Source organism: Asticcacaulis sp. (assembly GCF_047605585.1).
Classification (GTDB): Bacteria; Pseudomonadota; Alphaproteobacteria; order Caulobacterales; family Caulobacteraceae; genus Asticcacaulis.
This window is the reverse complement of record NZ_JASGFK010000010.1, coordinates 1-25,954: the sequence shown is the minus strand read 5'-3', so window position 1 is coordinate 25,954 and position 25,954 is coordinate 1. Positions and strand designations below refer to the sequence as shown.

Annotated in this window: 37 protein-coding genes; all 37 read right to left on the bottom strand. The window is 60.6% G+C overall.

The window, feature by feature from the left end; all coding sequences use genetic code 11:
- Nucleotides 1-103: 103 nt before the first annotated feature.
- Nucleotides 104-337, bottom strand: coding sequence for a hypothetical protein (locus QM647_RS17385; RefSeq protein ID WP_414996818.1), 234 nt, complete (start codon nucleotides 335-337; stop codon nucleotides 104-106).
- A gap of 69 nt (nucleotides 338-406) precedes the next feature.
- A complete protein-coding gene (locus QM647_RS17380; RefSeq protein ID WP_414996817.1) occupies nucleotides 407-2,359 on the bottom strand; it encodes a M61 family metallopeptidase in 1,953 nt (650 codons plus the stop codon).
- Between the two features lie 73 nt (nucleotides 2,360-2,432).
- Nucleotides 2,433-3,857 carry a Do family serine endopeptidase gene (locus tag QM647_RS17375; protein WP_414996816.1) on the bottom strand — a complete coding sequence of 475 codons (1,425 nt, stop codon included), beginning with the start codon at nucleotides 3,855-3,857 and terminating at the stop codon, nucleotides 2,433-2,435.
- Nucleotides 3,858-3,946: 89 nt separating this feature from the next.
- Complete coding sequence (locus tag QM647_RS17370) at nucleotides 3,947-5,233, bottom strand: TCR/Tet family MFS transporter (protein WP_414996815.1); 1,287 nt, start codon at nucleotides 5,231-5,233, stop codon at nucleotides 3,947-3,949.
- Between the two features lie 80 nt (nucleotides 5,234-5,313).
- Complete coding sequence (locus QM647_RS17365; RefSeq protein ID WP_414996814.1) at nucleotides 5,314-6,567, bottom strand: ectonucleotide pyrophosphatase/phosphodiesterase; 1,254 nt, start codon at nucleotides 6,565-6,567, stop codon at nucleotides 5,314-5,316.
- Between the two features lie 101 nt (nucleotides 6,568-6,668).
- The gene (locus QM647_RS17360) at nucleotides 6,669-6,821 is read right to left on the bottom strand and encodes a hypothetical protein (protein WP_414996813.1); all 153 of its coding nucleotides are present in this window, start codon (nucleotides 6,819-6,821) and stop codon (nucleotides 6,669-6,671) included.
- Nucleotides 6,822-7,071: 250 nt separating this feature from the next.
- A complete protein-coding gene (gene rplQ / locus QM647_RS17355) occupies nucleotides 7,072-7,488 on the bottom strand; it encodes a 50S ribosomal protein L17 (protein WP_414996812.1) in 417 nt (138 codons plus the stop codon).
- 239 nt (nucleotides 7,489-7,727) lie between these two features.
- Entirely contained in the window at nucleotides 7,728-8,744 is a 1,017-nt protein-coding gene (locus QM647_RS17350) for a DNA-directed RNA polymerase subunit alpha (RefSeq protein WP_414996811.1), read from the bottom strand.
- Nucleotides 8,745-8,816: 72 nt separating this feature from the next.
- A complete protein-coding gene (rpsK, locus tag QM647_RS17345) occupies nucleotides 8,817-9,206 on the bottom strand; it encodes a 30S ribosomal protein S11 (protein ID WP_414996810.1) in 390 nt (129 codons plus the stop codon).
- 14 nt (nucleotides 9,207-9,220) lie between these two features.
- Nucleotides 9,221-9,589, bottom strand: coding sequence for a 30S ribosomal protein S13 (rpsM, locus tag QM647_RS17340; protein ID WP_414996809.1), 369 nt, complete (start codon nucleotides 9,587-9,589; stop codon nucleotides 9,221-9,223).
- A gap of 307 nt (nucleotides 9,590-9,896) precedes the next feature.
- Nucleotides 9,897-10,457, bottom strand: coding sequence for an adenylate kinase (locus tag QM647_RS17335; protein WP_414996808.1), 561 nt, complete (start codon nucleotides 10,455-10,457; stop codon nucleotides 9,897-9,899).
- Nucleotides 10,454-11,839 carry a preprotein translocase subunit SecY gene (gene secY / locus QM647_RS17330; RefSeq protein ID WP_414996807.1) on the bottom strand — a complete coding sequence of 462 codons (1,386 nt, stop codon included), beginning with the start codon at nucleotides 11,837-11,839 and terminating at the stop codon, nucleotides 10,454-10,456. The genes QM647_RS17335 and secY overlap by 4 nt, the downstream gene beginning before the upstream one ends.
- 161 nt (nucleotides 11,840-12,000) lie before the next feature.
- The gene (rplO, locus tag QM647_RS17325) at nucleotides 12,001-12,531 is read right to left on the bottom strand and encodes a 50S ribosomal protein L15 (RefSeq protein WP_414996806.1); all 531 of its coding nucleotides are present in this window, start codon (nucleotides 12,529-12,531) and stop codon (nucleotides 12,001-12,003) included.
- Between the two features lie 187 nt (nucleotides 12,532-12,718).
- Nucleotides 12,719-12,895 carry a 50S ribosomal protein L30 gene (gene rpmD, locus QM647_RS17320; RefSeq protein WP_414996805.1) on the bottom strand — a complete coding sequence of 59 codons (177 nt, stop codon included), beginning with the start codon at nucleotides 12,893-12,895 and terminating at the stop codon, nucleotides 12,719-12,721.
- 3 nt (nucleotides 12,896-12,898) lie between these two features.
- On the bottom strand, nucleotides 12,899-13,474 hold the full coding sequence (gene rpsE / locus QM647_RS17315) for a 30S ribosomal protein S5 (RefSeq protein WP_414996804.1): 576 nt from the start codon (nucleotides 13,472-13,474) through the stop codon (nucleotides 12,899-12,901).
- Between the two features lie 11 nt (nucleotides 13,475-13,485).
- Complete coding sequence (gene rplR, locus QM647_RS17310; RefSeq protein WP_414996803.1) at nucleotides 13,486-13,839, bottom strand: 50S ribosomal protein L18; 354 nt, start codon at nucleotides 13,837-13,839, stop codon at nucleotides 13,486-13,488.
- Nucleotides 13,840-13,842: 3 nt separating this feature from the next.
- On the bottom strand, nucleotides 13,843-14,376 hold the full coding sequence (gene rplF, locus QM647_RS17305) for a 50S ribosomal protein L6 (protein WP_414996802.1): 534 nt from the start codon (nucleotides 14,374-14,376) through the stop codon (nucleotides 13,843-13,845).
- A 45-nt stretch (nucleotides 14,377-14,421) separates the two neighbouring features.
- A complete protein-coding gene (gene rpsH / locus QM647_RS17300) occupies nucleotides 14,422-14,820 on the bottom strand; it encodes a 30S ribosomal protein S8 (RefSeq protein WP_414996801.1) in 399 nt (132 codons plus the stop codon).
- Between the two features lie 15 nt (nucleotides 14,821-14,835).
- Nucleotides 14,836-15,141 carry a 30S ribosomal protein S14 gene (gene rpsN / locus QM647_RS17295; RefSeq protein WP_414996800.1) on the bottom strand — a complete coding sequence of 102 codons (306 nt, stop codon included), beginning with the start codon at nucleotides 15,139-15,141 and terminating at the stop codon, nucleotides 14,836-14,838.
- A gap of 18 nt (nucleotides 15,142-15,159) precedes the next feature.
- Nucleotides 15,160-15,714, bottom strand: a complete 555-nt coding sequence (gene rplE / locus QM647_RS17290) for a 50S ribosomal protein L5 (protein WP_414996799.1) — start codon at nucleotides 15,712-15,714, stop codon at nucleotides 15,160-15,162.
- Complete coding sequence (gene rplX / locus QM647_RS17285; protein WP_414996798.1) at nucleotides 15,707-16,030, bottom strand: 50S ribosomal protein L24; 324 nt, start codon at nucleotides 16,028-16,030, stop codon at nucleotides 15,707-15,709. The genes rplE and rplX overlap by 8 nt, the downstream gene beginning before the upstream one ends.
- Nucleotides 16,030-16,398, bottom strand: a complete 369-nt coding sequence (gene rplN / locus QM647_RS17280) for a 50S ribosomal protein L14 (protein WP_006273901.1) — start codon at nucleotides 16,396-16,398, stop codon at nucleotides 16,030-16,032. The genes rplX and rplN overlap by 1 nt, the downstream gene beginning before the upstream one ends.
- A 17-nt stretch (nucleotides 16,399-16,415) precedes the next feature.
- Nucleotides 16,416-16,655 (bottom strand): 30S ribosomal protein S17, encoded by a 240-nt coding sequence (rpsQ, locus tag QM647_RS17275; RefSeq protein ID WP_414996797.1) that lies wholly within the window; start codon nucleotides 16,653-16,655, stop codon nucleotides 16,416-16,418.
- Nucleotides 16,656-16,668: 13 nt separating this feature from the next.
- Entirely contained in the window at nucleotides 16,669-16,875 is a 207-nt protein-coding gene (rpmC, locus tag QM647_RS17270) for a 50S ribosomal protein L29 (protein ID WP_414996796.1), read from the bottom strand.
- Between the two features lie 5 nt (nucleotides 16,876-16,880).
- Entirely contained in the window at nucleotides 16,881-17,315 is a 435-nt protein-coding gene (rplP, locus tag QM647_RS17265) for a 50S ribosomal protein L16 (protein ID WP_018083969.1), read from the bottom strand.
- Nucleotides 17,316-17,320: 5 nt separating this feature from the next.
- Nucleotides 17,321-18,076, bottom strand: coding sequence for a 30S ribosomal protein S3 (rpsC, locus tag QM647_RS17260; RefSeq protein ID WP_414996795.1), 756 nt, complete (start codon nucleotides 18,074-18,076; stop codon nucleotides 17,321-17,323).
- Nucleotides 18,076-18,468, bottom strand: a complete 393-nt coding sequence (gene rplV / locus QM647_RS17255) for a 50S ribosomal protein L22 (RefSeq protein WP_090650571.1) — start codon at nucleotides 18,466-18,468, stop codon at nucleotides 18,076-18,078. The genes rpsC and rplV overlap by 1 nt, the downstream gene beginning before the upstream one ends.
- Before the next feature lie 3 nt (nucleotides 18,469-18,471).
- Complete coding sequence (gene rpsS, locus QM647_RS17250) at nucleotides 18,472-18,750, bottom strand: 30S ribosomal protein S19 (protein WP_414996794.1); 279 nt, start codon at nucleotides 18,748-18,750, stop codon at nucleotides 18,472-18,474.
- A 2-nt stretch (nucleotides 18,751-18,752) separates the two neighbouring features.
- Complete coding sequence (gene rplB / locus QM647_RS17245) at nucleotides 18,753-19,589, bottom strand: 50S ribosomal protein L2 (protein WP_414996793.1); 837 nt, start codon at nucleotides 19,587-19,589, stop codon at nucleotides 18,753-18,755.
- A 15-nt stretch (nucleotides 19,590-19,604) separates the two neighbouring features.
- Nucleotides 19,605-19,901 carry a 50S ribosomal protein L23 gene (locus QM647_RS17240; RefSeq protein ID WP_414996792.1) on the bottom strand — a complete coding sequence of 99 codons (297 nt, stop codon included), beginning with the start codon at nucleotides 19,899-19,901 and terminating at the stop codon, nucleotides 19,605-19,607.
- A gap of 5 nt (nucleotides 19,902-19,906) precedes the next feature.
- Nucleotides 19,907-20,539, bottom strand: coding sequence for a 50S ribosomal protein L4 (gene rplD / locus QM647_RS17235; RefSeq protein WP_414996791.1), 633 nt, complete (start codon nucleotides 20,537-20,539; stop codon nucleotides 19,907-19,909).
- A gap of 2 nt (nucleotides 20,540-20,541) precedes the next feature.
- Entirely contained in the window at nucleotides 20,542-21,276 is a 735-nt protein-coding gene (gene rplC, locus QM647_RS17230) for a 50S ribosomal protein L3 (RefSeq protein WP_414996790.1), read from the bottom strand.
- 11 nt (nucleotides 21,277-21,287) lie between these two features.
- Nucleotides 21,288-21,596 (bottom strand): 30S ribosomal protein S10, encoded by a 309-nt coding sequence (rpsJ, locus tag QM647_RS17225; RefSeq protein ID WP_006273890.1) that lies wholly within the window; start codon nucleotides 21,594-21,596, stop codon nucleotides 21,288-21,290.
- Nucleotides 21,597-21,943: 347 nt separating this feature from the next.
- A complete protein-coding gene (locus tag QM647_RS17220; RefSeq protein ID WP_414996789.1) occupies nucleotides 21,944-23,551 on the bottom strand; it encodes a family 43 glycosylhydrolase in 1,608 nt (535 codons plus the stop codon).
- Between the two features lie 80 nt (nucleotides 23,552-23,631).
- Nucleotides 23,632-24,798: a GNAT family N-acetyltransferase gene (locus QM647_RS17215; protein WP_414996788.1), complete on the bottom strand. Its 1,167-nt coding sequence runs from the start codon at nucleotides 24,796-24,798 to the stop codon at nucleotides 23,632-23,634.
- A gap of 81 nt (nucleotides 24,799-24,879) precedes the next feature.
- Entirely contained in the window at nucleotides 24,880-25,521 is a 642-nt protein-coding gene (locus QM647_RS17210) for a glutathione S-transferase family protein (protein WP_414996787.1), read from the bottom strand.
- A gap of 338 nt (nucleotides 25,522-25,859) precedes the next feature.
- The coding region (locus QM647_RS17205) for a hypothetical protein (protein ID WP_376855822.1) at nucleotides 25,860-25,954 on the bottom strand (95 nt) is incomplete at its 5' end.

Below are 25,954 nucleotides of genomic sequence, written 5' to 3'. Positions count from 1 at the left end.
GGGCGCTTCTCAGCGACGGTTCGGGGGCGCCGAACAGATCGGCAATAGGCGCTTTCGACATGAAACAAATATAGAACATCCTGCCCGGCGTGGGAAGGCAAAATTAACGATTCGCCCGCTGTGCGGCCAGTTCGCCCCTCAGAGTGTCAAGCTGTGCCTGGCCTATAGGCGACAAGGTGACATACAGCGCCGGCCCATGGCCGTCCTCTCCGTCCGCATCCGGACGATGGGCGGCATTGCGCCGGGCCTGACCAGCGACCGGCTCGACCGCCTGCACGCGCTGACGCCAATAGGCGCTGGCCCGTGTTTCAACCTGTCCTGTGGCTGCAAAATTCAATCCGGCCTCCGGTGCGGCCAACGATTCGCCGCATCGAAGAGGTTAACGTGCGTTAACGTTTTTCGCCAATTATTTTCCCTTTACCGGCTTATCCTCGGCGCCGTAAATCGGCTTGAGCCAGTCGGTCGTGCCCGCGATACGCTCCAGATGCGGATAGCGCAGACCGTCATGATAATCGAAGGGGATGGTGCGGAAATATTCACCGTCCTGGACCAGCAAGGTAATCCGGTCGGTATTGCCCGGCTTGTGGGCCGTCGTGATCAGGTCCTTCAGGCGATCGCCATCATAGGCGCGATCATTGACGGCAATGACCTTCATGCCCGCCGTCAGACCGGCCTTGAAGCCGAGACCGTTCCACAACACGTCGCGGATACTGCCATCCTTGCCGATACTCAGACCCAGGCTATAGCCGAAATTGGCGCCGCGCTTGGCCTCTGTGCTTTTGAGATAGTCGGAGGGCGTATCGTCATAGACCAGTTTGTAGCCGCCGCGGGCCAGACCATCGAGCGGTGCCCCTTTTCCGGTGCGCTCCAGCCGCGTCTTCAGAAAGGTGGCCCAGTCATATGGATAGACCGAATTCAGCGACGCCACCACATCATCAAATGTGTAGGGTGCGGGCAGATAAGAACCGTTATGGACGTTGAAGAAGGCCTTGGCGAAATCGTCGAGCGATTTCTTGCCGTTGGTCTTCTCGCGGATCAGGGTATCGGCATCGAGCCAGATCAGGCCGCCCTCGGCATAATAGTCCTCAGAGCGCTGCCAGGTGGGCCACGATTTCGGCTCGCGATTGGAAATGATCGGATCATAGGTCGTATCCTGCAGATCGCGCCACTCACGCGCCGGCAGGAGGTCGTAACTTGCCATGGTCACCGCCATCATCTGCAGGCGCTGGTCGAAATTATAGAGCCCAGCGCGACTTTCCAGCAGTTCCCCCCAATAGGTCGTGCCGCCCTCGTAGACCCAGAGCAGTTCATCGCGCATCGGTTCCTGGAAGGTCGGCGTGAACTGGCCCGCCGGGCGGCGGAACTTACCATCCCAGCTATGGGTATATTCGTGCGGCGGGATGAAACGGCCAAAACCCTTGCCGACGACATTGCGCAGATAGCCCGGCTCGACGGCGTTTTCCGACGAGCGATGGTGCTCAAGGCCGATACCGCCCATCTCAGCAGTAACAGCCAGCAGGATATCGTAGTGATCGTAATGCTGCCCACCGAAGAGCTTATAGGCCTCCTGCACCACGTTTTTCTGGATGGTCAGGGCCTTTTCCGGCACCTCCAGATCGGCCGGATCGTCGGCGGCGATATCGAGGAAGACCGGCACTTTCGAACCCGGATCGAGGTCATAGCGCTTGAAATAGCGTCCGGCCAGCAGCGGTGAATCGATCAGGTTGTCGTAGGAAATCGGCTTGAACGTAACCACGTCACCTGCACGCTTGTCGGTTTCCAAAGCCGAGCCATAACCCCAGCCCTGCGGCAGGGTCAGGGTCACCTGCACCGGAATGCGGCGGGTGTAATAGCCGGCGGGATAGAGGCTCTCGTTTTCCCACTGCATGTCCATCATGTTGCGCGTGTGGACGATCAGGCCATCGCGAGGCTGTACCGGTGAGAGAAACTGGAAGTCGGCCACAACCTCGGTCACACCGGCCGGGACTTCGACATGGAAGCCATTGGTGGCCACATCATCGCGGCGCCACTTCAGTTCCTGCCCACCGGCCATTACATGCAGGCTGGCCAGCTTGGTCACATCGCTGTCGCGCGGCGAATGGGTGCCAGGCAGCCACCTCGGCTGGAGCAACACCAGAGGCCCGGCGCCCGAGACCGGAATGACCTCGTGGATGGTGATGATGTGACGTTCCAGATCGGTGGCATCGACATGCAGCTGGATCGTGCCCGGATAATCGACATCCTGCGGCGCGGGTAAGGCGGGTGTATCCGGCGCCGGCATTGGCAAGGGCTGTTCCTGAGCAAACGCACTACCCGCCATCAGGGCCATAGCCAAAGCCAAACCGGATACCTTCAACATTATACGCCTCCCGAAAATGAAGGCCGCACTATTGTCAGGGAATCCCGGCTTGTAAAGTGGTTGCGCGCGATACCTAACTAAAGGTCGCTGTGATCATCTGGCCATTGCGCATGATGCTGATCTGCCAGCGGCGTGCCGGGGCCTTGGTGGCGGCATCGAGATCGGCCGTCGTCAGGATCGCCTTGCCATTCACCGACTTGATGATGTCACCCGCCCGCAGACCGATACCCGCCGCATAGCTTCGTGAAGAATCGATCGAATAGACCATCACGCCCTTGGGCGCGTCGAAGGGATCCGCCCCTACTTCCTCGGCCACGGCCGGCGACAGATTGACCACCTTGGCCCCGGCAAAGGGATTGTTACCGGCAATGACACGTTCATCGCGCGCCGGCGTCGCCGAAGGTGGCTGCGCCTTGACCTTGATCGTAAACGGCTTTCCGCTGCGCACGCCCTGCACCTCGGTCATCTGCCCCAGGGTCAAGAGATCGATGCGGTAGCGCATGGAGGAAGCATCGTTGACCGGCTGGCCGTCAATGCTGAGGATGACATCGCCGGTCTTGAGGCCCGCCTGCTCGGCCGGACCGCCGGCATAGATATCCGATACCAGCACGCCCTCCGGACGGTCCATGCCCAGGCTCTTGGCGATATCGCTGGTGACCGTGTCACCTTTGGCGCCGAGCCACGGCCGCTGCAGATGCGTGGCGCCGCCGGCGGCGCTGTCCACCACCCGGCGCACCAGAGCCGAAGGAATGGCGAAACCGACACCGGCCGAGGAGCCTGAGCCGGAAACAATCATCGAATTGATGCCGATCAGACGGCCATTCATATCGACCAGAGCGCCGCCGGAATTGCCCGGATTGATTGCCGCGTCGGTCTGGATATAGGAGCCTCCGCCCGGCCCGACCTCGGTGCGGTTGAGCGCCGAGATGATGCCATTGGTGACCGTCTGACCGATACCGAAGGGATTGCCGATGGCCAGGACCAGGTCACCGACTTCGAGATTGCGGTCATCGTCCATTTCGAGGGTCGGGAAGCTTTCCTTGGAATCGATCTGCAGAACCGCGAGGTCGGTGCGCTCATCGGCCAGCAGCAGCTTGGCGGGATATTCACGGCGGTCGTTCAGCACGACCATGAACTGCTGACCACCGGCGACGACATGGTTATTGGTGACGACAATGCCATCCTTACGCACGATCACGCCGGAGCCAAGCGACTGCTGGACCTGCTGGCGCGGTACGGCGCCGAACATCTGCCAGAACGGATCGACCTGCTGGCGCACCACACCGCGGGCATAGACATTGACCACGGCCGGCGCCACGGTGCGCACGACCGGCGCAAACGAGGCCTTCATGCCGATGGCGCTATCCGGCACCTTGGAGGGCTGGGACAAGCTGTCGCTGAAGCTGCCGGAATATTTCTGGGTATCCTGACTGTGAGACGGCGAGCAGGCCATCAGCAGGGCGGCGGCGGACAGGACAACAGGGGCGCGCAGGTTCATTCGATTATCCCAGCTTTTGATCTCAGGGCCTTAAATGTAAAAACTATTGCGGCGGTATCAAGGCTGAGGCGCGACGAGATTGCGCCATATTATTCCGCTGTTTCCTCGCTATACCCTGCTTCAACCTTCAGCGACTGCTTCACCCCTGTCGCCAGCCCGAGGGCCAAAAGCGTGCAGACCCCGGCCAGCAGGAAGGCCGCGCCGCTGAACGCCATGGGCACCCCCGCCTTGGTCACGGTCGCCAGCACCAGGCCAAAAATCAGCGGCGCCACGATATTGCCCATGGTGGACAGGCTCATATTCGAGCCCTGTAGCGTCCCCTGCTCCTTCGGATCGACCTTGCTGCTCATCAGCGACTGGATATTCGGCATGGCCAGTCCGCCCAGACAGCCGATGGCGATAAAGGCAACGAACATCAGCCCATTCGTTGCCAGTCCGTAACCTGCGTAGGCAATCAGCGAGGCGATAAGACCAACATACATGGCCTTGCGTTCGCCAATCCGCCTGGTGACCAGCCCGGTCAGCCCCCCCTGCACGATGGCCGACAGTATGCCGACTACGGCCAGCATCAGCCCGACCTGCGTTACGCCCCAGCCGAAGCGATAATCGGCATAGAGCACCATGGTCGTCGGGAAGACACTCTGGCCGAACATCAGCAGGAAATACATCAGCGACAGGCGCATCACCTGCCCCGATCGCGCCAGGAAGCGGATGGCCCCCAGCGGATTGGCCGTATGGAAGCTGAAAGGCTTACGTCTGTCTTCCGGCAGGGATTCCGGCAGCACAAACAAGCCATAAAGGAAGTTGCACAAGCTTAAGATCGCGGCGAAGAAGAACGGATAGTGATGATCGCCTGAGAACTGGATGAACTGCCAGTTCAGACCGCCCCCCAGTATACCGCCCAGGCTCGGCCCGACCACGAAACCGACACCGAAGGCCGCGCCCATCAGGCCATAGACGCCGGCGCGCTTTTCCGGCGGCGTGACATCGCTCATATAGGCATAGGCGGTCGAGATGCTGGCCGAAGTCATGCCGGAAATGATCCGGCCGATTAGCAACCACCACAGGCCGGGCGCCAGGGCCATGAACAGGAAATCCACGCCGGTGCCAAAGTTTGACGCCAGCACGACCGGCCGCCGACCGATAGCATCCGACAGTCCCCCCTGCACCGGCGTGAAAAGAAACTGGGCCAGCCCCCAGGCCGCGCCGAAGATGCCGGTCCACAAACCAGCTTCCGATACGGAGCCATTCAGGAAGCTCTTGATCAGGTTGGGCAGGACCGGGATGATCACCCCGATCGACAACATATCCAGGAACACCGTCACCAGGATAAAGGCGGCGGCGGCTTTACGGGGATGGGCGGGCGCTTCCGGCATGTTCGGTCTTTCTGGTTATCCTGTGCCTGTACGCGAAAAATCCGCGTTCTGCCAGATACAAGACCCTCTACCGCCTTTTGTCAGTAGAGCGCCGGTTTGAGCGGCCCCAGCTTGCCATCGTTCGGCTCGCCCTTGATGCCCAGCAGTTTGGTCTCCAGCGAATAGACGTCGACATTATCGAAGGGCGCCAACTTCACGCCGCGGCGGATGGCCGGACCATTGGCAATGAACAGGGCCTGCATTTCCGGCGCCGCCGGATCGTAACCGTGGCTGCCGCCCTGGGGCTTGGGCATCCAGTTGTCCGACGAAGGGCTGACGATATAGCCACCGACCGCCGCCAGGCAGGTGATTTCCGGCACCCGGCGATGGTGACCATAGTGGAAGCGCGCCGGAATCTTCGCCTTGTGCCAGCACTGCATATAGTCGTGCTTCGTTTCGATCAGCGCCTTGTCGACCTCGACCTCGTAGCCGGGTTTCGGATTCAGACCGGCCACCTGACCGCCGGTGACCAGATCGTAACTATCCGCCGGCAGGATATCGGCAAGACGGATAAAGCGCTCCGGATTGTGTTTCGCCATGCCGTGATCGGCCACGATGACCAGATTGACCTTGCCAAAGAGGCCGCGCGCCTTCAGGCCGTCGACCAGTTGCCCGATGGACGCATCGACATCGCGCAAGGCGGCATCGACTTCCGGACTGCCGGGGCCGAAATCATGTCCCTGGTGATCGACATCCGAATAGTAGAGCGTGATGGCGCCGGGACGGTCCCCCGCCGGCAGGTCGACCCAATCGAGCACCTGCTTCACACGGTCGGCGCTCGACAGCTGCTCGTTATAGGGCAACCAGTAGGTCGGGCGCACGCCATGGATCGCCGCATCGGAACCGGGCCAGAACATAGTCGCGACCTTGACGCCCTGCGCCTGAGCGGTTTCCCACAAGGGCTTGCCATCGTCCCACCAGAATTCGTCGGCTACGGCCTCCTTATTCGACAGCTTGAAGGTGACGCCCGGCTTCTGCGGGTCGCGCATGGTGTTGTTGACGATGCCGTGATGATCGGGCCGCAGGCCAGTCACCAGCGCATAATGGTTCGGGAAGGTCAGGCTGGGAAAAGACGGACGCATCGCCGCGCTGGCGCCGCCATCGGCCAGGGCCTGCAGATTAGGGGTGATGCCCTCCTTGAGATAGTCGGCACGGAAACCGTCGATCGAAATGAGGATAAGCTTCGGCCCCGGCAGCGCGGTTTCGGCCACCGGAGCTGCAGTGGGCACATGGCTGCATGAGGCGATGGACAGACAGGCCAAAGCGGCCACAACAAGCGGGATTTTTCTGAACATCATGCACTCCACGAAACCGCGCCAATCTAGAGCGGGCCCATGACAATAAAAAGAAACCCCCGGCCTGGGCCAGGGGTTTCTGAAAAAATAAGGCTGTTATCTTAGTCGCTGGTCCGGATACGGTCCAGCACAGGAGACAGAAATACGGCAGATGCCCCCTGGCCAGCGTCAAGCTGCTGCAGGTCAAGGTCCGTATCGCCCGACGCCTCAAGCGTCTCTTCGGCGGGATCGGCGATGGCGAAATCGTCAAGCATGGTACCCTCCTTAAATAGTGCGATGACTATGGACGCGGCACACAGGGCCCTGTCCACGAGGTTCATGCTAGTGGAGAATTCCGCGGATGCGAAATAACGCTTCATCCCTTAATAATCACACTTTCGTTAACCATTGTCACCAAAGTGTAAAAAAGCCGCCAGGAAAAACCTGACGGCTTTTAATATCCTCAAGCGCCGCGAACGAGCGCTAGTCCTTGCCGGCACTGACGTACCGGAGGAGTGATATGTCCTATTCTTCGTCGCCGGCGACTTCGAACACCGGACCGGAGTCCAGGCCCTTGGCGGCTTCGTCGCGATCGACGAACTCGATGATGGCCATGGCGGCGTTATCGCCGTGGCGGAAACCGGCCTTCATGATGCGGATATAGCCGCCGTTACGATCAGCATAGCGCTTGCCGAGCACGTCGAACAGCTTGCCGACCTGGGCGACGTCACGCACGCGCGAGATGGCGATACGGCGGTCGTGCAGGGTGCCGGACTTAGCCAGCGTAACCAGCTTTTCGACGAAGGGACGCAGTTCCTTAGCCTTCGGCAGGGTGGTGACGATCTGTTCGTGCTTGATGAGCGAGGCGGCCATGTTGGCGAACATGGCGATACGGTGCGAGGTGGTGCGACCGAGTTTGCGATAGCCGGAGCCGTGACGCATGAGATACTCTCCATAAGATCGCGCCGCACTCTGGCTGTGCGCGACCCCAAAAACGAGCCTGAAAACAAAGGTCACGAGGCCTCCGGCCCCTGCCCGTTTCAGACGTCCTTCCTTTTCAGGAAGGAAATTGCCACGACAAGGTTTTGGTCTTTCGCGGCAAGTCAGAACCGAAAAACAGTTCCTATAAATAGTGAGCCCGGACGATCGCTCATCCGGGCTCACCCATAATATCAAAAATCTTAGATCTGGTCTTCGAATTTCTTGGCCAGGTCTTCGACGTTTTCCGGCGGCCAGTTCGGGATATCCATGCCGAGCGAGAGGTTCATGGAAGCCAGGACTTCCTTGATCTCGTTCAGCGACTTGCGGCCGAAGTTCGGCGTGCGCAGCATTTCGGATTCCGTCTTCAGGATCAGGTCGCCGATATAGACGATGTTGTCGTTCTTCAGGCAGTTCGCCGAACGGACGCTGAGTTCCAGTTCGTCGACCTTCTTGAGCAGGGCCGGGTTGAACGGCAGCTCAGGCTTGCCTTCTTCAACGACCGGGGCCTTCGGCTCTTCGAAGGTGATGAAGATCTGCAGCTGGTCCTGCAGGATGCGCGCCGCGAAAGCGACAGCGTCAACCGGCGTGACAGCAGCATTGGTTTCGACTTCCAGCACCAGCTTGTCGTAATCGAGTGACTGGCCCTGACGGGTCGGCTCGACCTTGTAAGCCACCTTCTTGACCGGCGAATAGAGGGCGTCGACGGCGATCAGGCCGATCGGCGCGTCTTCCGGACGCAGGCGGTCGGCCGGGACATAGCCCTTGCCGTTCTGGACGGTGAATTCCATGCGCACGGAGGCGCCCTCGTCCAGCGTGCAGATCACGTGGTCGGGGTTCAGGACTTCGATATCGGCCGGAACATCGATCTGGCCGGCGGTAACCGGGCCGGCGCCATTAGCACGCAGGACCATACGCTTCGGACCTTCCGCATGCATGCGCAGGGCCAGTTGCTTGATGTTCAGGATGATGTCGACGACGTCTTCACGAACGCCTTCGATGGAGGAGAATTCGTGCACCACGCCGTCGATCTGGACGGAGGTGACAGCCGCGCCTTGCAGCGAGGACAGGAGTACGCGACGCAGCGCGTTACCGAGGGTCACGCCGAAACCGCGCTCCAGAGGCTCCGCGACAAGACGCATCTTGCGCGAAGGGTCGGAACCCGCTTCGACTTGTGGCTTCTCGGGACGAATAAGCTGTTGCCAGTTTCTTTCGATCATTTACGTCCCTCAAGACAGGAAAGGTCGCCCTGCCGGATCAGGCAGAGCGACTGAAAATTAGGGAAAATAAAATTAAACGCGACGACGCTTCGGCGGACGGCAGCCGTTATGCGGGATCGGGGTCACATCACGGATCGAGGTGATGGTGAAACCGACGGCCTGCAGGGCGCGCAGAGCCGATTCACGGCCGGAGCCCGGACCGGCAACGCTGACTTCCAGAGTCTTGACGCCATGCTCGATGGCCTTCTTGCCGGCATCTTCCGCCGCCACCTGGGCAGCATACGGGGTCGACTTGCGCGAGCCCTTGAAGCCCATGGCGCCGGCCGACGACCACGACACCGCATTGCCCTGGGCATCGGTGATGGTGATCATGGTGTTGTTGAACGAGGCGTTGACGTGAGCCACACCCGAAGTGATGTTCTTGCGCTCGCGCTTTTTAACGCGTGAAGGTTCCTTAGCCATTGGTCAGCTATTCCTTACTTCTTCTTGCCGGCGATGGGCTTCGCCGGGCCCTTGCGGGTGCGGGCATTGGTGTGGGTGCGCTGGCCGCGGACCGGCAGGCCCTTACGGTGACGCAGGCCGCGGTAGCAGGCCAGGTCCATCAGACGCTTGATGTTCATCGAAACTTCACGGCGCAGGTCGCCTTCGACCGTGTAATCGCGGTCGATGGTTTCGCGGATCTGCAGCACTTCGGCGTCCGAAAGCTGGTTGACGCGGCGCGCATCTTCGATGCCGACCTTCTTGACGATTTCTTCGGCGTGGTGTGCGCCGATGCCGTGGATATATTGAAGCGCGATCTTCACGCGCTTGTTGGTCGGTATGTTGACGCCTGCGATACGGGCCACTTGAGGTATCTCCTGCAACGCGCCCCCATGCTAACGGGACGCATTTCTTGAAACGAAAGATGACACGTATGCCACACGGCTAAGCTTTGACCTTCAGCCGTGGTTCATACGCGCGATTTCGCGGAAGCTGCCCTTATAGAAGGGTTTTTGCTCCCGTCAATGGTTAAGTTTTAAAAAAGCAAGCACAAACAGATGTTAGTCATACTTTTTTAAGTTTAGTCAGATGCTGGACACCCGAAAGTACCCAACCTCTCGTATTTTCGGACTTTCGTCCTCGCCGGCTCCCTTTCGAGTAACCGACAGATTCTTACGCCAGAGCGCCGTCGATACGGGCAGCGACGTCTTCCACCGCGCCCATGCCGTCGACTTCGAAGAGCTTGCCCTGCGCCGCATAATAGGGCAGCAGCGGCGCGGTCTGGGCGTTATAGGCTGCCAGGCGCACCTTATAGGCTTCCGGGTTGTCGTCCGAACGGCCCTCTTCGGCGAAGCGCTTTTCAATACGCGTCACCAGGGCATTCTCGTCCACCTTCAGGCGGACCACCTTGTCGATCTTCGCGCCACGCTCGGCCAGCATGGCGTCCAGCGCCTCAGCCTGCGCCACGGTGCGCGGGAAACCGTCGAAGATGGCGCCACCGGCCGCTTCGGCCGCCGGCAGGTTTTCCCTGATCAGGTCGATAACGATCTCGTCGGAGACCAGGCCGCCGGTCGCCAGGATATCCTTGACCTTCAGACCCAGTTCGCTTTCCGCCTTGATGGCGGCGCGCAGCATGTCCCCGGTCGACAGCTGAACCATTCCGCGCGTCGAAACCAAACGTTTCGCCTGGGTCCCCTTGCCCGCCGCGGGCGGCCCAAACAAAATGATGTTCATCGGCCAATCCTTCCGCGGGTGCTGGCGGCAGGACTCTTGCTGCCGGTCTTGAGTTTGGACTTCTTGATCAGGCCATCATACTGGTGCGCCAGCAGATGCGATTGAATCTGCGCCACGGTATCCATGGTGACAGTCACGACAATCAGGATCGAGGTGCCGCCGAAATAGAAGCTGTTGCCAAGCTGCGAAATCAGGAATTCCGGCAGCAGACAGACGATGGTGATGTAGGCCGCGCCGATGACCGTGATGCGGGTCAGCACGAAATCCATATATTCGGCGGTGCGCTTGCCCGGACGGATGCCCGGCAGGAAGCCGCCGTACTTGCGCAGGTTTTCGGCCGTTTCGTCCGGATTGAAGACCAGCGAGGTATAGAGGAAGGTGAAGAAGATGATCATGGCCGCATAGAGGATCATGAACACCGGATGGCCGTGCGTCAGCTGGGCGCTGATCGAAGGCAGCCATTGCAGCCAGCTCGGGATTTTGTCCGGGTTCTGGCCGACGAAGGCCAGGATCGAGGTCGGCATCAGCAGCAGCGACGAGGCAAAGATCGGCGGAATGACGCCAGCCGTATTGACCTTCAGCGGCATGAAGGACGACTCGCCACCCATGATGCGATTGCCGACCTGGCGCTTGGGATACTGCACCAGCAGACGGCGCTGCGAGCGTTCCATGAAGACAATGAAGATGATGGCGGCGATGAGCACGGCCACGATCAGGATCAGCATGCCCGGATTAATGTCGCCCGTGGCGCCCATCGAGAACAGCCGACCGACAGTCGACGGCAGCACGGCCACGATCCCGGCGAAGATGATCATTGACGAGCCGTTGCCGATGCCGCGAGAGGTGATCTGCTCACCCAGCCACATCAGGAACAGCGTGCCGCCGGTCAAGGTGGTCATGGCGGTGATGATGAAGAAGATGCCCGGCTGGATGACCAGACCCGAGGTCTGCATGGCCGTGGCGATACCGAAGGACTGGATCAGGGCCAGGACGACGGTCAGGTAGCGGGTATACTGGTTCAGCTGCTTGCGGCCAGCCTCCCCGCCTTCCTTGCGCAGCTTTTCCCACGGCGCATAGACGGAGCCCATCAGCTGGATGATGATCGAGGCCGAGATATATGGCATCAGGTTCAGCGCGAAGACGGCCATGCGCTGCACGGCGCCGCCGGCGAACATGTTCATCATGCCGAAAATGCCGTTTTGCTGGCTGGAGAAAGCCTGCGTAAAGGCCGCCATGTTGATGCCCGGCAGCGGCACATAGGTGCCGAGGCGGTAAACGATCAGAGCGCCGAGCGTAAAGAGCAGCCGCTTGTGCAGATCGGTCGCCTTGGAGAAGGCGCCGAAATTCATATTGGCGGCGAGTTGTTCAGCAGCAGAAGCCATAAAGTCCTCAAATTCGCGCGGGCGCCAAAGCCCTTGTAATCAACCCCCAAAAGGGCGGACCAGATGTGTTAATGCGATTCGAAGCCGCACCCCTCACCCAATCCAACCCATATGGGGTACGCATCTGAAAAGGTCAAATGCGCGCGTTACTCGTTTGCGACTTAGCCCTTGCGGGCGGCACGGGCAGCAGCGATCTTTTCCTTGCGGTCCGCGACCTTGGCTTCGTGGGCGGCGCGGTTTTGCGTCACCGAACCACCAGCGGCTTCGACAGCCTTGACAGCGCCGGCCGAGGCGGACCAGACGGTCAGGTTCAGCTTGGCCTTCAGTTCACCTTCGCCCAGCAGACGCACGCCGTCCAGCTCGCGGCGGATGACACCGGCAGCCACCAGGGCGGCACCGTCGATCGCGGCCTTGGCGTCAAGCTTGCCGGCATCGATCGCGTCCTGCAGACGCCACAGGTTGACTTCAGCCAGCTTGAGGGCGAACGGATTGTTGAAACCACGCTTCGGCATACGCATGTACAGCGGCATCTGGCCGCCTTCGAAGCCCAGCAGGCTCACGCCGGTACGGGACTTCTGGCCCTTGACGCCACGGCCGGAGGTCTTGCCCTTGCCGGAGCCGGGACCGCGGCCAACGCGCATGCGGCCCTTGGTCGAACCAGGATTGTCGTGGAGTTCGTTCAGCTTGGTCATTTGCTTTGCCTTTCAATGACAGGTGCGCTGATCCGTAGGCGGATCAACTCGGCTATAAAAAAGTTTTGGTTGCCCTGTCGCTTCGCTGCTTCAGGGCTCTGGAACGCGCTGTTACAGCACGCTTCATAAATAAGCAAGCCCGCGAACCGGAATCCGCGGGCTTGCTCATTAATCAGGTGATTATCGATTACTCGACAATCGTCACCATGTGGTGGACCTTGGCGATCATGCCGCGAACCGAGGGGGTGTCTTCCAGTTCGGAGACGCGGCCCATCTTGTTCAGACCCAGGCCGGCAAGCGTGGCGCGCTGGTCCTTGGTACGGCGGATCGGCGAACCGGTCTGCTTGACTTTGATAGTAGCCATATCTTAGCCCTCCAGGGATTCAGGCGACGAAGCGCCATCGGCACGCGACTTCAGCAGGTCACCGACCTTCTTGCCGCGCTTCGAGGCGATCTGACGGGGCGAGGATTGCACCTTCAGCGCTTCAAAGGTGGCGCGCACCATGTTGTAGGGGTTCGAGGAACCGAGCGACTTGGCGACGACGTCCGAGATGCCCAGGGTTTCGAGAACCGCACGCATCGGACCACCCGCGATGACGCCGGTGCCCGGAGGGGCCGCGCGCATCTGGATCTTGCCGGCGCCCCAACGGCCGTAACCGTCGTGGTGCAGGGTGCGGGATTCGCGCAAGGGAACGCGGATCAGCGACTTCTTGGCTTCTTCGGTCGCCTTGCGGATGGCTTCCGGCACTTCGCGCGCCTTGCCATGGCCGTAGCCGACGCGACCCTTTTGGTCACCAACGACCATCAGGGCAGCAAACGAGAAGCGACGGCCACCCTTGACGGTGGCGGCGACGCGGTTGATAGCGACCAGCTTTTCGACGAACTCCGAAGGTTCCTCGGTGCGGTCACGGCGATCATTGCGATTTTCGCTAGGACGAGCCATTACGATTTCCCTTAGAAGTTAAGACCGGCTTCACGCGCGGCTTCCGCCAGCGCCTTCACCCGACCATGATAGATGTAGCCACCGCGATCGAACACGACGTCCTTGACGCCCTTTTCGATGGCGCGCTGGGCGACCAGCTTGCCGACTTCCGTGGCGGCAGCCGCGTTCGAGCCCTGCTTCTTGGCGCTTTCCAGCGAAGAAGCCGAAGCCAGGGTGACGCCGGAAGCGTCATCGATGACCTGGGCATAGATGTTCTTGTCCGAACGGAAGACCGACAGACGCGGGCGGCCGTTGGAGAGCGACTTCAGGCGCGTGCGATTGCGTTGCGCGCGACGAGCCAATTGTTCACGAGGAGACAGAGCCATGACTTACTTCTTCTTGCCTTCCTTGCGGCGAACCTTTTCGCCGGCATATTTGACGCCCTTGCCCTTATAAGGCTCAGGGGGACGAATCTTGCGGATCTTGGCCGCCAGTTCACCGACCAGTTGCTTGTCGATGCCCTGGATCTTGATTTCGGTCTGCTTCGGCACGGCAAAGGTGATGCCGGTGGGCGGATCGATCACGACGGGGTGCGAAAAGCCGAGCGACAGCTCCAGCTTGTTGCCCTGCATGGCGGCGCGGTAACCGACGCCGACCATTTCCAGGGTTTGTTCGAAGCCGTCGGTCACGCCCTTCACCATGTTGGCGATCAGGGTGCGCGACAGGCCCCACATCGCCTTGTGGCGAGCGGTTTCACCGCGCGGGGCGACGGAGAGGCTGGCGCCTTCCTGCTTGACTTCGATTTCTTCTACGACAGTCCAGCTCTGGACGCCCTTGGGGCCCTTCACCGAAATGTCTTGCCCGTTCAGCGTGATGGTCACGCCGGCCGGGACTGCGATGGCTTTTTTACCAATCCGGGACATTTTAAAACCTTCTAATGCCTTAAGTGTCCTCTGCCGTGTCTACTATTAGTAGACGCGGCAGAGAACTTCACCACCCACGTTGTTTTCGCGGGCGTTGTTGTCAGACATGACGCCCTTCGGCGTCGACAGGATCGAGATACCCAGGCCGTTTTTCACCGGCTTCAGGTCCTTGATCGACGAATAGACACGGCGGCCCGGCTTGGACACGCGGGAGATTTCCGCGATGACCGGCTGGCCGTCGAAATACTTCAGTTCGATTTCGAACTGCGGGAATTCACCCGGAGTTTCCACCACTTCGTAGCCGCGGATGTAGCCCTCGTCCTTCAGGACGTCGAGCACGTGGGCGCGCAGCTTGGAAGCCGGGGTCAACACCTTGGAACGCTTGCGTTGGGCAGCGTTCTTGATGCGGGCGATCATATCGCTCAGAGGATCATTAACGAACATATTCTTGGTCCTCCCTTACCAGCTGGCCTTGGTCATGCCCGGAATCTGGCCTTCGTTGGCCAGCTTGCGGAGCGCGATCCGGCTCATGTGGAGCTTGCGATAGTAGGCACGCGGACGACCGGTGACTTCGCAGCGGTTACGAATGCGGGTCGCATTCGAGTTGCGGGGCAACTTGGCCAGCTTCAGGCGAGCGTCGAAACGCTCTTCCAGGGGCAGGCTTTCGTCATTGGCGATCGCTTTGAGGGCTTCGCGCTTGGCGGCGTATTGAGCCACCAGCTTCTTGACCATCTCGTTGCGGTTTACAGCGCTTTTCTTTGCCATGTTATCTCTCTACCCGCCTCAGGACGTGAACGGGAATTGGAAGTGCTTCAGGAGGGCCTTGGCTTCCTTGTCGGTCGTCGCCGTGGTGCAGACCACGATATCCATGCCCCACATCTGATCGATCTGGTCATAGTTGATTTCCGGGAACACGATGTGTTCCTTCAGGCCCATGGCATAGTTGCCGCGGCCATCGAAGCTGTTGCCGTTCAGACCACGGAAGTCCTTCACGCGCGGCAGGGCGATGGTGATCAGGCGGTCGAGGAACTCGTACATACGGTCCTTGCGCAGGGTCACCTTGGCGCCGACCACCATGCCTTCGCGCAGCTTGAAACCGGCGATCGACTTGCGGGCGCGGGTTTCGGCCGCCTTCTGGCCGGTGATGGCTTCGAGGTCCTTCACGGCAGCCTTGACCTTCTTGGAGTCGGCCGTGGCTTCACCGATACCCATGTTCACGACGATCTTGTCGAGCTTGGGGACCTGCATTTCGTTCGTATAACCGAACTCTTCCTTCATCGCGGTGCGGATCTTTTCGAGATAGACCTGCTTGGCGCGGGGGATGTACTTATCAGCCATTGATGACTTCTCCCGTCGTCTTGGCAACGCGCACCTTCTTGTCGCCTTCGACCTTGAAACCGACGCGGGTCGGCTTGCCGTTCGAGTCAACGTGGGACACGTTGGAAACGTGCACCGACGCTTCCTTGTTGATGATGCCGCCTTGCGGGTTGCCCTGCGACGGACGAGTGTGGCGCTGGACCATGTTGAGGCCCGAAACGACAACGCGCTCGGCCTGGCCGTCCTTGGTGACGACCTTGGCGACGGTGCCCTTGCGGCCCTTGTCCTTGCCGGTCAGCAGAACGACCGAGTCGCCCTTCTTAATCTTCGCAGCCATTAGATGACCTCCGGAGCCAGCGAGATGATCTTCATGTGGTTCTTGGCGCGCAGTTCACGCGGCACAGGCCCGAAGATACGCGTGCCGATCGGCTCGCTCGACTTGTTGACGATGACGGCGGCGTTGGTGTCGAAACGGATCACCGAACCGTCCTTGCGCTGGATGTCCTTCGAGGTGCGAACGACGATGGCGCGCAGAACGTCGCCCTTCTTGACGCGGCCGCGCGGAATGGCTTCCTTGACCGACACGACGATCAGGTCACCCACCGAGGCGTAGCGGCGCTTTGAGCCGCCCAGCACCTTGATGCACATGACCCGGCGTGCGCCGGAGTTGTCGGCCACTTCCAGGTTAGTTTGCATCTGAATCATGGTTCAAACTTTCCTAGTTAGTTGGCTTCGCGCGGGAGAACTTCCCACGTCTTGAGCTTCGACTTCGGCGCACATTCGATGATACGAATCTTTTCGCCGGCCTTGTAATCATTAGCTTCGTCGTGAGCATGGTAACGCTTCGACACACGAACCGTCTTTTTCAGGACGGGGTGCAGAACGGTACGCTCCACCTTCACAACCACGGTCTTGTCGCCCTTATCGGAGACAACCAGACCTTCAAGAATGCGCTTGGGCATGGTCTTCTTTCCTTTAGGCGACCTTACCGCCGGCCTTCTGGGCCGTCAGCAGGGTCTTGATGCGGGCGATGTCCTTGCGGATTTCGCTGACGCGGTGGGTCTTTTCGAACTGGCCGGTGGCCTTTTGGAAGCGCAGGTTGAACTGCTCTTTCTTCAGGTCCAGCAGTTGATCTTGCAGTTGGTCGGCGGTCTTGGTCCGCAGATCGGCAATCTTGGTCATAGGTCCTACTCCGCGGCCATGGCCACGCCGGCGTCGATACGGGTCACGACGCGGGTGGAAACGGGCAGCTTGGCGGCACCGAGACGCAGCGCTTCACGCGCGATGTCGTCCGGCACGCCGTCGATTTCAAACAGGATACGACCCGGAGCCACGCGAGCGGCCCAATGGTCGACGGCGCCCTTGCCCTTACCCATACGGACTTCGGCAGGCTTGCCGGTGACCGGGAGGTCGGGGAAGATGCGGATCCAGACGCGGCCCTGACGCTTCATCTGACGCGTGATGGCGCGGCGGGCGGCTTCGATCTGGCGGGCGGTCAGACGCTCCGGCTCAACGGTCTTCAGACCGTAGGAACCGAAGTTCAGGGTATAACCACCCTTGGCGTTACCGTGGATACGGCCCTTGAAGGCCTTACGGTACTTTGTACGCTTGGGAAGCATCATGGGAGTTACGCCTCCTTATTGTTGCGGTCGCGGCGCGGGCCACGATTGTTACGTTCACCACGCTCCGGACGCTCGTTCGACGACGGGCCGGAAGCTTCCTGGGCCCAGCGCTTGTCCTGAGCCATCGGATCGTGTTCCAGGACTTCGTTCTTGAAAATCCAGACCTTGACACCGATGATGCCGTAGGTGGTCAGGGCTTCGGCGAAGCCCAGGTCGATGTCGGCGCGCAGGGTGTGAAGCGGCACGCGGCCTTCACGATACCATTCCATGCGGGCGATTTCGGCGCCGCCGAGACGGCCCGACAGGTTCATGCGGATGCCCTTGGCGCCCAGGCGCATGGCCGACTGGATCGAACGCTTCATGGCGCGGCGGAAGGCCACGCGGCGTTCCAGCTGCTGGGCGATCGATTCAGCAACCAGCTGAGCGTCGACTTCCGGCTTGCGGACTTCGACCAGGTTCAGGAACACTTCGCCTTCGGTGAGGGCGGAAACGTCCTTGCGCAGCTTGTCGATGTCAGCGCCCTTCTTGCCGATCACGACGCCCGGACGGGCGGCGTAGATGGTGATGCGGCACTTCTTGTGCGGGCGCTCGATGATGATGCGCGAAACGCCGGCGGCGTTCAGCTTTTCCTTCAGAACCTTGCGGATCTTCAGGTCCTGGTGGAGCAGCTTGGCGTAGTCGGTACGCTGGGCGAACCAACGGCTGTCCCAGGTGCGGTTGATACCGAGGCGCAAGCCGATCGGATTAGCTTTCTGACCCATTATGCAGCCTCTTGAGATTCGGCGCCAAGTTCACGGACGACGATGGTCAGTTCCGAGAACGGCTTCATGATGCGCGACGAACGGCCACGAGCACGCGAAGCGAAGCGCTTCATGACAATGCCCTTGCCGACATAGGATTCGGCAACGATCAGGTTGTCGATGTCGAGGTTGTGGTTGTTTTCGGCATTCGAGATCGCCGAATAGAGCGCCTTGCGGACGTCCTTGGCAATGCGCTTGCGCGAAAATTCCAGTTCGTTGAGCGCGCGCTGGACCTTGAGGCCACGGATCGAGGCGGCGACCAGGTTCAGCTTTTGCGGGCTGATACGGACCGACACCAGCTTCACGCGGGCTTCATTGGCGTTGACGCGGCGAGGATTCTTAGTCTGCGACATAGCTTACCTCTTCTTCGCCTTCTTGTCGGCGGCGTGGCCGGGGAAGTTGCGCGTGGGCGAGAATTCGCCGAACTTCATGCCGACCATGTCTTCCGACACCAGCACGGGAACGTGCTTCTGACCGTTATAAACGCCGAACGTGAGACCCACGAATTGCGGCATGATGGTCGAACGACGCGACCAGGTCTTGATGACCTCTTTGCGACCCGAGCTGAGCGCGGTTTCCGCCTTCTTGAGAAGGTGGCCGTCGACGAAGGGGCCTTTCCATACGGAGCGTGCCATAATTAGCGAGCCTTCTTAACGTGACGCGAACGGATGATGTACTTGTCCGTCGCCTTGTTGGTACGAGTCTTGCGACCCTTGGTGGGGACGCCCCACGGAGTCACAGGGTTACGGCCGCCGGAGGTCTTGCCTTCACCACCACCATGCGGGTGGTCGACCGGGTTCATGGCCACGCCGCGGACGTGCGGACGGAAGCCCATGTGACGGGTGCGACCGGCCTTGCCGAGGCTCTGGTTCATGTGGTCCGGGTTCGACACCGCACCGACCGTGGCCAGGCAGGAGTCGAGAACCATGCGCAGCTCGCCCGAGCCGAGACGGATCTGGGCATAGCCGGCATCGCGACCGACGAGCTGGGCGTAGGCGCCGGCCGAGCGGGCCAGCTGGCCGCCCTTGAGGGGCTTCAGCTCGACGTTATGGATGATCGTGCCGATCGGAAGCGAACGCAGCGGCGCGGCGTTACCGGGCTTCACGTCGACCTTTTCCGAGGCGATGACGGTGTCACCGGCCTTCAGGCGTTGCGGAGCCAGAATGTAGGCCTTTTCGCCGTCGGCATAGGTGATCAGCGCGATGAAAGCCGAGCGGTTCGGATCATATTCCAGACGCTCGACCGTCGCCGGCACGTCGAACTTGCGACGCTTGAAGTCGATGATGCGGTACAGGGTTTTGGCACCGCCGCCACGGAAGCGGACAGCGACGCGGCCGCCAGCACCACGGCCGCCGGACTTGGTCAGGCCCTGGACGAGCGCCTTTTCGGGCTTGCCCTTGTGGAGTTCCGAACGGTCAACCAGCACGAGCTGGCGACGGCCGGGCGAGGTCGGGTTGAATTGCTTCAAAGCCATGGGTTCAATCCTTCCTTACAGACCGGTCGTGATATCGATCGACTGGCCTTCAGCCAGGGTCACGATAGCTTTCTTGACGTCGTTGCGACGGCCCTTGATGCCCTTGAAACGCTTGGTCTTGCCCTTGGTGACAATGGTGTTCACCTTGGTGACCTTGACGTTGTAGATGGCTTCGACGGCGGAAGCGACTTCGTCCTTGGAGCTGTCGAGCGCCACCTTGAAGACAACCTTGTTCAGTTCGGACAGGTTGGTCGCCTTTTCGGTGATGTGCGGCGCCAGAAGGACGTCGAAATTACGGATGGTAGCAGCCATGATCTTTAGGCCTCCACAGCGAAGCGAGCTTCGATGGCCTCAACCGCGGACTTCGTCAGAACCAGCGTATGGCGGCGCAGGATGTCGTAGACATTCAGGCCGGCCGACGGCAGCACGTCGATGTTCGGGATGTTGCGCGAAGCGAGAGCGAAGTTCGCATCGACTTCCGGACCGGTGATGAACAGGGCGTTCTTCAGGCCGAGCTTCTCGAAGGAAGCCTTGAGCGATTGCGTCTTCGGGGATTCGACCACAGCCTGATCGAGAACGATCAGCGAGCCGGACTTGATCTTGGACGACAGGGCGTGACGCAGGCCGAGGGCGCGAACCTTCTTCGGCAGGTCGAAGGCGTGCGAGCGAACGACCGGACCGAAAGCGCGCGAACCGCCGACGAACTGCGGGGCACGGCGCGAACCGTGACGAGCGCCGCCGGAGCCCTTTTGCTTGTACATCTTCTTACCCGTACGAGAGTTCTCGTTGCGGGTCTGCACCTTGTGCGTACCGGCGCGGCGCTTGGCCAGCTGCCAGTTGACGACGCGCGACAGGATGTCCGAACGGATTTCCTCGATCCCGAACACGAGATCGGAGACATCCACCGAGCCAGCCTTGGAGGCGTCAAGCTTGATAACGTCGAGTTTCATGATTATTCAGCCCCTTCTTGCGCAGGAGCTTCCTCAGCAGCCACCGGAGCGGCGTTGGCCGTCTTAACAGCGCCGGGGAAAGGCAGGCCAGCCGGAGCGGCCTTCTTAACCGCATCGCGGATCTTGACGTAGGAGCCTTCAGCGCCCGGAACGGCGCCCTTGATGAAGACCAGGCCGCGCTCGGCATCGATGCGAGCCACTTCCAGGTTCAGCGTGGTAACGGTTTCAACGCCGTAGTGACCAGCCATCTTCTTGCCCGGGAAGGTACGACCCGGATCCTGGCGGTTACCCGTCGAACCGTGGGCGCGGTGGGAGACCGACACACCGTGGGTGGCGCGCATACCGCCGAAGTTCCAGCGCTTCATAGCGCCGGCAAAACCCTTACCGATGGTCGTGCCCTGGATGTCAACCTTCTGGCCGACAGCAAAGTGATCGGCGGTGAACTCAGCACCGACTTCGATCAGGGCGTCTTCCGTCACGCGGAACTCGGTCAGGATGGCCTTGGGCTCAACCTGAGCCTTGGCGTAACGGACACGCTCCGGATTGGAAACATTCTTGGCCTTGCGCGAACCGGCGCCAAGCTGAAGGGCGACATAGCCGTCCTTGTCCTTGGTACGCTGAGCCACAACCTGGCAGCCGTCGAGCGACAGCACGGTGACCGGCACGTGAACGCCAGCTTCATCGAAGAAGCGGGTCATGCCGAGCTTTTTAGCGATCAAACCTGTACGGTTGGTCATCTGCGCGCCCCTTAGATCTTGATCTCGACGTCGACACCAGCCGACAGGTCGAGCTTCATGAGCGCGTCCACGGTTTGCGGAGTCGGATCGACGATATCGAGCACGCGCTTGTGCGTGCGGATTTCGAACTGCTCGCGCGACTTCTTGTCGACGTGCGGCGAACGGTTGACGGTGAAACGCTCGATCAGCGTGGGCAAGGGGATCGGACCCCGGACGGTAGCACCCGTGCGCTTGGCCGTATTGACGATCTCGCGTGTGGAATGATCCAGGACGCGGTGATCGAAGGCCTTCAGGCGGATGCGGATATTTTGACGATCCATATCGCTCGTATTCCCAAAAGGTTTGCGTTTAACGCGTCCAGTGAACCATTTCAAAGACCAACTCGCCCCCACAAATGTGAGCACGAACGCGATATCCGCAAAAACAAAGCCCTCGCGGTTTTACCCGCGCGGGCCGTTGATCAAACCGGTCAATTCCCTTTAAAAAGGGCCGCCGACCGGGTTGGTTTATGCTTGCAGACCGCGTTTGGCATCCTTCAGACGCCACAGCCGATCTAACAGAGCGCGCTATATGCCCAAACGACTCGCTTTCGTCAAGCGCCAAATGGGTGAAAAGCGAAGAAAATAAAGGCCGGGGATTCTTTCCTGCCCGAGGCAGGGATATAGGCCTAAATGGCCCGGTATGCGAAGTCGCGCAGGCGCACACTCCCCTCGCCTGCACTGTATATGCCGACCTTCAGGCTGATGAAGCCGCCAAAGACATTATGATTGAGACCGGAAACCTCCATCCGCGTCGGGTGGCGCATCCAGCTCTTTCCGTCATCGTGTGAGTAATGCCAGGTGATGACGTTCTCGTCATTTGTCACGCGGATGCGCACCGTGCCGGTGGTCATGGGCGTGCGCTGCCAGGATTGCTCCTCGGCATACTGCCAGGTTTTCATCATTTCCGGCGTGAAGCCGATGCCGACGAAGGCTTTGTGGTTATAGAAGAGCAGCAAACCACCCTCGGCCTTGCCGTCGAGATCGAGTGTAATCTCCGCCTGATAGGATCGGTCCCCGACGGGACAGGTCAGGGGCGCGCTATCCACCGGCGACGATCCGCGGGCATCGAGGCGCAGAGCGCCTGCGTCATAATGCACGCGTGACATCTCGTCGGTGGCCGGATCATGGAAGCTCCACTGCGCACCAAAGCGATTCTGCGTGAAGTCGTCCGACAGCGCAAAACCGGCCTGCCCGGCCGTGCCGCCCTTAGGTTTCGGCATCGGCCTCGACAGGTCACCGCCCAGAGCACGGAACCAGCCGTCCTTTGTCCACTCGATCGGCTCCAGCAGCGGCTGACGTCCCAGGGTGCGGAAACCGTTCTCGTAACCGTGATAGACCATCCACCAGTCGCCCGCAGGTCCCTCGACGATCGAGGCATGGCCACGCGACCACCAGGGCTCGGCCGCGCTCAGGGTGCGCACCAGCGGATTGTGCGGACAATCCTCCCAGGGGCCGTGGATCGATTTCGACCGCGCCGCGATGACCATATGGCCCGTCACCGGACCCGCCGTACCGCCGACTGCCGTGATCAGGTAGAACCAGCCATTATGGCGCAGCAGCTTGGGGCCTTCCGGCGCGAAATTCTCGGTGATCCAGTCATCCGGGAAATGCCACGGACTATAGGCCGGCTCGACCTCACCATCGGTCGCCAGACCGTCATCGGTCAGGCGTATCTTGCGGATACCATTGACGAACAGGTAGCGCTTGCCATCCTCACCGACCACATGGCCTGGATCGATGCAGCCGCTGATCTTCAGGTCGATCGGATCGCTCCACGGCCCGCGGATATCATCGGCCCAGATAACATAGATCGACCAGCCCTGATTGCCCGGATTGGCAGGGATATAAACGTAATAGCGGTCACCGTGCTTGCACAGGTCCACCGCCCAGATGGTGCCGAGCGGCTTTTGCAGGGCCGGTCCTATCGGGGTCCAGTTCACCAGGTCCGTCGAATGCCAGATGACGATCCCCGGATAGGAAAAGAACGACGAGAACGTCATGTAGTAATCGGCGCCATCCTTCAGGATCGTCGGATCGGGATGGTCGCCGGGAATGATCGGATTGAGATAGGTGCCATTGCCGAGATCGGCCTTGCGCTGCCCTTCGATCCCGCGGCCCCACTTCGGCGCCTCAACACGACTGGCAGCGGCTGTGGCCTGTGTGGCCACCAATGGCGCCGCGGCCGCGTCGCCCATCAGTGTCCTGAAAACGCCACGCCGTGATGTATCCGCCATGTGTACGATCCCTGTTCTGTGTCTCTTCGTCATAAAACGAACGATGAGCCACGTAAACAGAAACCGGTAGCGCTACCAGCTCAGGCCTTTTCCGGCTTCAGGCGCATGACGGCGCGCTGTCCCATCGCCATCAGCGCCCGCCCCCAACCACCGAGACTGACCTCGGTGGAGCGTATGACATTGACCCGTCGACGCAAGGATAGCCGCGCCTCTTCCAGCTGCGGGCGGGCCGGCAGCAGGGCCACGGCCAGGTCGACCATCCGGCTGCTCAGGGCCGGGGCATATTGCAGGCTGCCTTCGAGGCATTCGCCGCCGCTGACGGTCATCGGAGACTTGTAGTCCTCTCCTCCGGTGCCGAAATCGAAACTGGTATAGCCGAGCGGCGACAGGTGACGGATGATCGCCATGGTCAGCACGATACCGACCGTATAGCGATAATAGGCCGGGTCATAGGCCGGGAACCACAGATGGACGCTGGCGCGGTCCATAAGGCTGATCTCTGCCGCCACCAGCTTGCCCTCATGACGGAAAACGCCGGCGCGCAGGCCGTAGTCCTCGTCCGGCAGGCTGGCCAGACTGATCAGCACGTCGCGTGTCCAGCCGCAGGTGAAGATATCGTGCAGGCCGGTCTTCTTGTACTGCTCACGCTTGAGCGCAACGATCCATTCCATCACCTCGGGCGTGACGCGCTCCCAGGTGAAGTCGAAACCGCCGAAATCCTTGACGATATTGCGCTCGCACCGGCCGACATTCTTGAAAAACTTGTGGTGTTCGTGGTCCTGATGTTCATACCAGGCATCGAACCCCTCCGGCGTCAGGGCGGCACGGCGATTCAGCACCGCCGTTTCGGCCGTCGGGTCCATCGGGCCAACCCAGCCCTGGAAGTCCATGCGTTTCGCGCCGGCCACTTCCAGCAGCAGGTTGAAATCCGGTGTAAAGCCCGGCGCGGCGATCAGGGTATGATAATCACTGAGGGGGGCGCCCAAAGGCTGCAACACGCCGCCGCGGATCTGGTATGCGAAATACCCGGCAATCTGGCCTTCGCTATAAAAGCGGGCGGCACGAGCCCCCGGCACGACCGCGCCGATGGCCTTGACATAGCGTATGTCGAAATAGGGCCCGATCAGTTCCGGGCGCAACTCGCGCCACGCCGCCCACAGGCCGGCATCCGCCTCCGTCAGGTCGTTCACCTGAAGGATTTCGATGCGGTTCAGCGAACTGACGGAGCGCAGGCGTTTGGAAGGCATGGGGTCTCGCAGACGGATAGTGAGCCCGAACGCTACCACGATAGGGTTTATACCGGCCTAAGCCACAGGGTTAGCGCGACGTTAATTATCCGTATTGGGGCCGATGAATGGCTGGAAAATGGTCCTGAAAACCTCCATCTGCTCGCATTGCGCACTGTGAAAGGCCAGGGCCGGCCATTTTGTGAAGTCGATAGCCTGATGCGCCTCGCGCGCATGGCGCAGGCTGCACGCCAGGGCGATATCGGCATGGGTCATGTCTCCGCCCAGCAACCACTGCCGCTTGGCGCCGGCACGGATTTTCTCCAGCACATCGAGCACGGCGCCGATCTGGGTCTGGCAGCGCTCCAGCCACACCGGCGATTTTTCTCTGTGCAGCACCTGCTCGTAGAACAGGGCGATGGCCTTGTCGGAAAAGCCAGTCGTGAGCGCAATATAATAAAGCGCCTTCTGCCGATCCGGACCGGACGCGGCGATCAGCGGCGCCGTCTCATCGGCCGCCCGCGCCTGCTCATCCAGCCAGTCGAGCACATAAGCACTCTCAATGATAATCTCGCCATTATCGAGCACCAGGGTCGGCACCCGGCGCAAGGGATTGAAAGGCTCGATCTTGTCGCCGTCACCGAAGGTCGACCACGGACGATGCTCGAAGGCATGACCATAGAGGGTCAGGGCTATCCCGACCCGCCGGACATAGGGGGAATCATATTGGCCGATCAGGATCATTTCGCCGTCTCCGGGTGCGCCGGCGCCAGGGCGCTAACGCCTACGCCGCCATACATATTGGCGCAGGCCGTACACAACAGTGCGCCTGTCAGGATCAATATTATCCGCATGTCTTGTCTCCGGCAGCCGCCCAACTACATGATGGGCTTGTGGCCAGGGACTGTCAAAGTAAGATTGAAGGCAAAGGGCCACAGGCCCTTTGATCCCGGAACATATTCAGCGAAAACCTGGATAATAAAAAATCCCCCGGCCAAAAGCCGGAGGATTTTTTATTATATCAAGCCTCGCTTGAATAGGTATCGGGGTCGAGGGGGCTGCGCCCCCTCGCCTTTCAATACTTACTCGACGATCTTGGAGACGACGCCGGCGCCGACGGTACGGCCGCCTTCACGGATAGCGAAGCGCAGCTTCTCTTCCATGGCGATCGGGGTGA

What these genes read in the sequence shown, in the direction of transcription:
- rpsQ (WP_414996797.1), bottom strand. Translation starts at nt 16,655, where the DNA reads ATGCCCAAGCGCATTCTTGAAGGTCTGGTTGTCTCCGATAAGGGCGAC.
- secY (WP_414996807.1), bottom strand. Translation starts at nt 11,839, where the DNA reads ATGGCTTCTGCTGCTGAACAACTCGCCGCCAATATGAATTTCGGCGCC.
- rplB (WP_414996793.1), bottom strand. Translation starts at nt 19,589, where the DNA reads ATGGCTTTGAAGCAATTCAACCCGACCTCGCCCGGCCGTCGCCAGCTC.
- QM647_RS17365 (WP_414996814.1), bottom strand. Translation starts at nt 6,567, where the DNA reads ATGTTCAGAAAAATCCCGCTTGTTGTGGCCGCTTTGGCCTGTCTGTCC.
- QM647_RS17375 (WP_414996816.1), bottom strand. Translation starts at nt 3,857, where the DNA reads ATGAACCTGCGCGCCCCTGTTGTCCTGTCCGCCGCCGCCCTGCTGATG.
- rpsJ (WP_006273890.1), bottom strand. Translation starts at nt 21,596, where the DNA reads ATGGATCGTCAAAATATCCGCATCCGCCTGAAGGCCTTCGATCACCGC.
- rpsK (WP_414996810.1), bottom strand. Translation starts at nt 9,206, where the DNA reads ATGGCTAAGGAACCTTCACGCGTTAAAAAGCGCGAGCGCAAGAACATC.
- QM647_RS17380 (WP_414996817.1), bottom strand. Translation starts at nt 2,359, where the DNA reads ATGTTGAAGGTATCCGGTTTGGCTTTGGCTATGGCCCTGATGGCGGGT.
- rplO (WP_414996806.1), bottom strand. Translation starts at nt 12,531, where the DNA reads ATGACCAAGCTGAACGAACTCCACGACAATCCTGGTTCGACCAAGGGC.
- rplQ (WP_414996812.1), bottom strand. Translation starts at nt 7,488, where the DNA reads ATGCGTCACGGCTCCGGCTATCGCAAACTCGGTCGCACCACCTCGCAC.
- rplD (WP_414996791.1), bottom strand. Translation starts at nt 20,539, where the DNA reads ATGAAACTCGACGTTATCAAGCTTGACGCCTCCAAGGCTGGCTCGGTG.
- rpsS (WP_414996794.1), bottom strand. Translation starts at nt 18,750, where the DNA reads ATGGCACGCTCCGTATGGAAAGGCCCCTTCGTCGACGGCCACCTTCTC.
- rplE (WP_414996799.1), bottom strand. Translation starts at nt 15,714, where the DNA reads ATGGCTGATAAGTACATCCCCCGCGCCAAGCAGGTCTATCTCGAAAAG.
- QM647_RS17370 (WP_414996815.1), bottom strand. Translation starts at nt 5,233, where the DNA reads ATGCCGGAAGCGCCCGCCCATCCCCGTAAAGCCGCCGCCGCCTTTATC.
- QM647_RS17360 (WP_414996813.1), bottom strand. Translation starts at nt 6,821, where the DNA reads ATGCTTGACGATTTCGCCATCGCCGATCCCGCCGAAGAGACGCTTGAG.
- QM647_RS17350 (WP_414996811.1), bottom strand. Translation starts at nt 8,744, where the DNA reads ATGATCGAAAGAAACTGGCAACAGCTTATTCGTCCCGAGAAGCCACAA.
- QM647_RS17220 (WP_414996789.1), bottom strand. Translation starts at nt 23,551, where the DNA reads ATGGCGGATACATCACGGCGTGGCGTTTTCAGGACACTGATGGGCGAC.
- rplR (WP_414996803.1), bottom strand. Translation starts at nt 13,839, where the DNA reads ATGGCTCTGTCTCCTCGTGAACAATTGGCTCGTCGCGCGCAACGCAAT.
- rpsH (WP_414996801.1), bottom strand. Translation starts at nt 14,820, where the DNA reads ATGTTCGTTAATGATCCTCTGAGCGATATGATCGCCCGCATCAAGAAC.
- rplF (WP_414996802.1), bottom strand. Translation starts at nt 14,376, where the DNA reads ATGTCCCGGATTGGTAAAAAAGCCATCGCAGTCCCGGCCGGCGTGACC.
- QM647_RS17335 (WP_414996808.1), bottom strand. Translation starts at nt 10,457, where the DNA reads ATGAACATCATTTTGTTTGGGCCGCCCGCGGCGGGCAAGGGGACCCAG.
- rplV (WP_090650571.1), bottom strand. Translation starts at nt 18,468, where the DNA reads ATGTCGCAGACTAAGAATCCTCGCCGCGTCAACGCCAATGAAGCCCGC.
- QM647_RS17215 (WP_414996788.1), bottom strand. Translation starts at nt 24,798, where the DNA reads ATGCCTTCCAAACGCCTGCGCTCCGTCAGTTCGCTGAACCGCATCGAA.
- QM647_RS17240 (WP_414996792.1), bottom strand. Translation starts at nt 19,901, where the DNA reads ATGGCTGCTACCATCCGTAATTTCGACGTCCTTCTGGCGCCGCACATC.
- rplN (WP_006273901.1), bottom strand. Translation starts at nt 16,398, where the DNA reads ATGATTCAGATGCAAACTAACCTGGAAGTGGCCGACAACTCCGGCGCA.
- QM647_RS17210 (WP_414996787.1), bottom strand. Translation starts at nt 25,521, where the DNA reads ATGATCCTGATCGGCCAATATGATTCCCCCTATGTCCGGCGGGTCGGG.
- rplP (WP_018083969.1), bottom strand. Translation starts at nt 17,315, where the DNA reads ATGATGCTTCCCAAGCGTACAAAGTACCGTAAGGCCTTCAAGGGCCGT.
- rplC (WP_414996790.1), bottom strand. Translation starts at nt 21,276, where the DNA reads ATGACCAACCGTACAGGTTTGATCGCTAAAAAGCTCGGCATGACCCGC.
- rpsC (WP_414996795.1), bottom strand. Translation starts at nt 18,076, where the DNA reads ATGGGTCAGAAAGCTAATCCGATCGGCTTGCGCCTCGGTATCAACCGC.
- rpmC (WP_414996796.1), bottom strand. Translation starts at nt 16,875, where the DNA reads ATGACCAAGATTGCCGATCTGCGGACCAAGACCGCCGACCAACTGCAA.
- rpsE (WP_414996804.1), bottom strand. Translation starts at nt 13,474, where the DNA reads ATGGCTCGTCCTAGCGAAAATCGCAATGATCGCCGTGACCGCACCGAG.
- rpsN (WP_414996800.1), bottom strand. Translation starts at nt 15,141, where the DNA reads ATGGCAAAGAAAAGCGCTGTAAACCGCAACGAGATGGTCAAGAAGCTG.
- rpmD (WP_414996805.1), bottom strand. Translation starts at nt 12,895, where the DNA reads ATGGCTACTATCAAAGTCAAGCAGACCGGTTCGCCGATCCGCCGTACC.
- rplX (WP_414996798.1), bottom strand. Translation starts at nt 16,030, where the DNA reads ATGGCTGCGAAGATTAAGAAGGGCGACTCGGTCGTTCTGCTGACCGGC.